At 68.9% G+C, this 3,403-nt stretch carries 6 protein-coding genes; 1 reads left to right on the top strand and 5 read right to left on the bottom strand.

What is annotated here, in order from left to right:
• Both VFI59_12980 and VFI59_12975 read right to left on the bottom strand, forming a co-directional pair.
• The coding region (locus VFI59_12980; GenBank protein HET6714612.1) for a PadR family transcriptional regulator at positions 1-455 on the bottom strand (455 nt) is incomplete at its 3' end.
• Between the two features lie 69 nt (positions 456-524).
• Complete coding sequence (locus VFI59_12975; protein ID HET6714611.1) at positions 525-1,730, bottom strand: low temperature requirement protein A; 1,206 nt, start codon at positions 1,728-1,730, stop codon at positions 525-527.
• Positions 1,731-1,938: 208 nt separating this feature from the next.
• Between VFI59_12975 and VFI59_12970 the strand changes: the two genes are divergently transcribed.
• Entirely contained in the window at positions 1,939-2,178 is a 240-nt protein-coding gene (locus VFI59_12970; protein ID HET6714610.1) for a hypothetical protein, read from the top strand.
• A gap of 57 nt (positions 2,179-2,235) precedes the next feature.
• Here VFI59_12970 and VFI59_12965 read toward each other — a convergent pair whose 3' ends face one another.
• From VFI59_12965 to VFI59_12955, 3 genes are all read right to left on the bottom strand, one after another.
• A complete protein-coding gene (locus tag VFI59_12965) occupies positions 2,236-2,820 on the bottom strand; it encodes a Clp protease N-terminal domain-containing protein (protein ID HET6714609.1) in 585 nt (194 codons plus the stop codon).
• Between the two features lie 2 nt (positions 2,821-2,822).
• Entirely contained in the window at positions 2,823-3,053 is a 231-nt protein-coding gene (locus tag VFI59_12960) for an HTH domain-containing protein (protein ID HET6714608.1), read from the bottom strand.
• 68 nt (positions 3,054-3,121) lie between these two features.
• Positions 3,122-3,400, bottom strand: a complete 279-nt coding sequence (locus tag VFI59_12955; GenBank protein HET6714607.1) for a cupin domain-containing protein — start codon at positions 3,398-3,400, stop codon at positions 3,122-3,124.
• Positions 3,401-3,403: the final 3 nt, after the last annotated feature.

Here is a 3,403-nt window from a genome sequence, read left to right as displayed (position 1 = left end):
ATGGCCGCGGACGCGAGCTGGAACCCGGACTCCCGAAGCTGGCCGAGCCCCTCGCCGAGCGGTCCGAACTCCCACGGCTCCTGCGAGCCGCCGCGAGCCCGACGCTCTTCGAGCTCGGCGCGGCCGGCGTCGGTGATCGTGTAGACGCGCTTGCCGTCCTGCTCCTCGCTGGTGACGAGCCCCTCGTCCTCGAGCAACTGGAGCGTCGGATAGATCGAGCCGGGACTCGGCCTCCACGCCCCCCCGCTCCGCTCCTCCAGCTCGCGGATCAGGTCGTACCCGTGCATCGGCTTGTCCGAGAGCAACGAGAGCAGCCCCGTTCGAACGTCGCCGCGCCGGGCTCGACGTCCCCCGGCCCACGGGGGACCTGCGAACCAGGCCTTCTCCCAGTGACCACGGTGACTCCACGCGTCGTGGTGGTACCGGTGCCTCGATCGATGTGAAGCGTGACCCATCGTCGCCTCCTCGCTCCGTGACTATCGCGATGTATCGTAACACGTCGTCGATACTACGAGGGTGGCCGCTCAGTCGAGGTCGACCGTGTTCGGTTCGGGATGCTTCAGCCACACCACCGTGCCCGCCGCGACCGGGGCGAGGAGCAGCACCACCATCGCGGTCAGGCTCGCCTTTGCTCCCCAGTCGGTGAGACCGACTCCCAGGCACAGGAGGGCGCTGAGGGGCAGGGCGATCTCGGCCGTGCGGTAGAGCTCGGTCTGCGTGCGTCGCAGCTCGAGCGCCCAGGCGATGAGCGCGATCGAGAGCACCGCTCCGGCGAGCGAGCCCACCAGGAGCCAGCGCACGGCATCGGGCAGCGGCTCGGCAACGTGTTCGACGGTGTTGAGGACCGCTGCTCCGCCCGCGCCGATCGCGACCACGAGCGGGAAGTGGAGGTTGAGCCAGAGCTGCGTCCTTCGCGGGACCGGAGCTTGGTACGAGATGAGGTCGAAGTAGATCCACCACAGACCGATGGCCACCACCACCCCCAGCAAGCCGATGACGATGCCGTCGACCCCGAGCGGGTGAACGTCGGCCATGCCGTTGACCGCCCCGACGATGACCTCGCCGAGGACGATGATGACGAACAGCCCCATCCGTTCGATCAGCGACGGGGTCGTCGAGATGCGCGCGTCGCGGCCCCGGGCCGGCGGCTTCCATCGATACATGCCGACGACCCATCCCCCCACCTCGGCGACCAGTGCGACCGCCCACAACCAGTACCGCACCGGCCCCGCGAACGCGACGCTGACCACGAACAGGACGGCCGCGATCAGGTAGCCGGCGGAGTACGGGAACGACCCGGGCCGGTGGTGCGGGTCGTGCAACCCGGTGCGGAACCACAGGATCACCAGGACGAAGGTGTTCGCCGCGTAGGCGAGCGCGAACCCCGTCGAGCCCTCCCCCGGGATGTCCCCGATGAACACCGCCATGACCGAGACGGCGAGCATCTGGGCGAAGGTGAAGACCCGGACGCTGATGTCGTTGGTCGTGTGGAGGTCGTGATAGAGGGTGCCGTTGAGCCACGAGGACCAGACCGCATAGAACAGGAACACGAACCAGCCGACTCCGGACCACGACGGGTGTGTTGCGAGGTGATGGGCGAGCTGCGAGATGACCACGACGAAGACGAGGTCGAAGAACAGCTCGAGGAAGGTCACCCGCCGGTCGGTCGCACGGTCCTCGTACCGACCCGGCGGCTGCCACAGACGCCGGAAGATCGACGGCTCCGCCACGGGGTCGAATGTAGCCGGGCCGCCGACCGGTTGCCGCATCGCTCGACCGGCCTCGGGCGTAGGCTTCGGCGATGGGAGCAGCCGACACGAACCCGATGGCCGTCGTCGAGGTATGGGATCGGGCGCTCCGGGCTGGCGACTGGGATACGGCGCGCGCGGCGCGCGCGGACAACGCGACGTACGTGACGCTGAACGACGAGGACACTACGTGCACGAACGCCGAGGAGATCGTCGGGCTGATGCGTTCGTGGAAGGGCAAGGTCCCGACGTCGAGGTCATCGAGTGGGAGACGATTGATTCGAGCGTCCTCGCGCACCTCAGGCAGCCGGCGTGGGACGACGCGACGTGGTTCCAGGTCCTCAGGGTGGAGGGTGGCCTGATCCGGCGGCTCGAGGACCATCCGACGCGGGAGGCGGCGCTCGCCGCGATGGGTGACGTCGATGCTTAGAGGCCAGCGTCCCCGACAGCATCACCACGACCCGAGTGAGCTGGGTGGTTCCCGCGCTCAGGCGGTTCGGCCTGGCCGGTCGCCGCCGGCCGCGATCTGGCGCAGCACCTCGGCGCGAACGCGTTCACGGTCGGCGCCGCGCGCCGCCAGGATCGTCGCAGCCGAGCATGTCTCGTCCCTCTCTAAGCCGAGCAGGAGGTGTTCGGTCCCGATGGACCGGTGCCCCAGGCGGATCGCCTCGCGGAGCGCGAGCTCGAGCGCCTTCTTCGCCTCCGCCGTGAAGGGGATGTGGCCCGCCCCGAGGCGGCGACCGCCCGGCGTGCTTCGCTCGAGCGCGCCGGGACCGAAGGACTCCTCGACCGTCCGACGGACCTCGTCCAGATCGATGCCGACGCTCCGGAGCGCGTCCGCATCCTGTTCGGAGAAGGCGGCACGGTCCCGCTCGAACCGCCGGACCTCGTCGCGCACCTCGTTCCTATCGATCCCGAGTGCGGCCAGGGCTCGCCCGCCGGCCGTGTCGGGTTCGTCCAGGATCCCCATGAGGAGGTGGTGCGCCCCGACGTTGGGATGGCCGAGCTCGCGCGCCTCGTCTTGGGCCAGGGTGACGACCGATCGAGCCTGCGTCGTGAACCGCTCGAACACCGCTACCTCCTCCGCGAGAGGAGCCGACCCCTCGCATGCTTCTTGTGCACAGCCTGCCGGCTGACACCGAGCTCGTTCGCGATGTCCTGCCACGACCAGCCGACGCCGCGCGCGTTCCGCACCTGGAGCGACTCGAGCTGCTCCACCAGCTTCCTGAGCGCCGCGACGGCCTGAAGGCCGACCTCCGGATCGGCATCCCCCGCTGCTCCCGCGAGCTTCGTGGCCTGGCTCATGGGTTGTCAATCTACGTTGACGGGGTGGTCGATGTCAACCCCGATTGACGCTTCCGACCGTTGCCGGGTCAGTTCCCGTACTGGAGGGTTTCGGGTCGTTCGAGCATCAGGATGACGGCTCGTCGATCGGCGACCGGCCGGTGCTCGATCCCTCGCGGGACGACGTAGATGTCACCCGCGGTCAATTCCACGGGTTCGCCGTCCTGCGACTCGATCCGGAAGGCGCCCTCCCAGCACAGGAACAGCTCGTCCTCGTCGTGGTGGTGCCAGGAGAACTCGCCGTCGATCGCCGCGATGCGGACGATGGCATCGTTCACGGTCACGAGGTCTCTCGGCTCGAAGGGCAGTTC

This window comes from Actinomycetota bacterium (assembly GCA_035697485.1).
Classification (GTDB): Bacteria; Actinomycetota; UBA4738; order UBA4738; family HRBIN12; genus JAOUEA01.
This window is presented reverse-complemented; position numbering and strand designations above follow the sequence as displayed.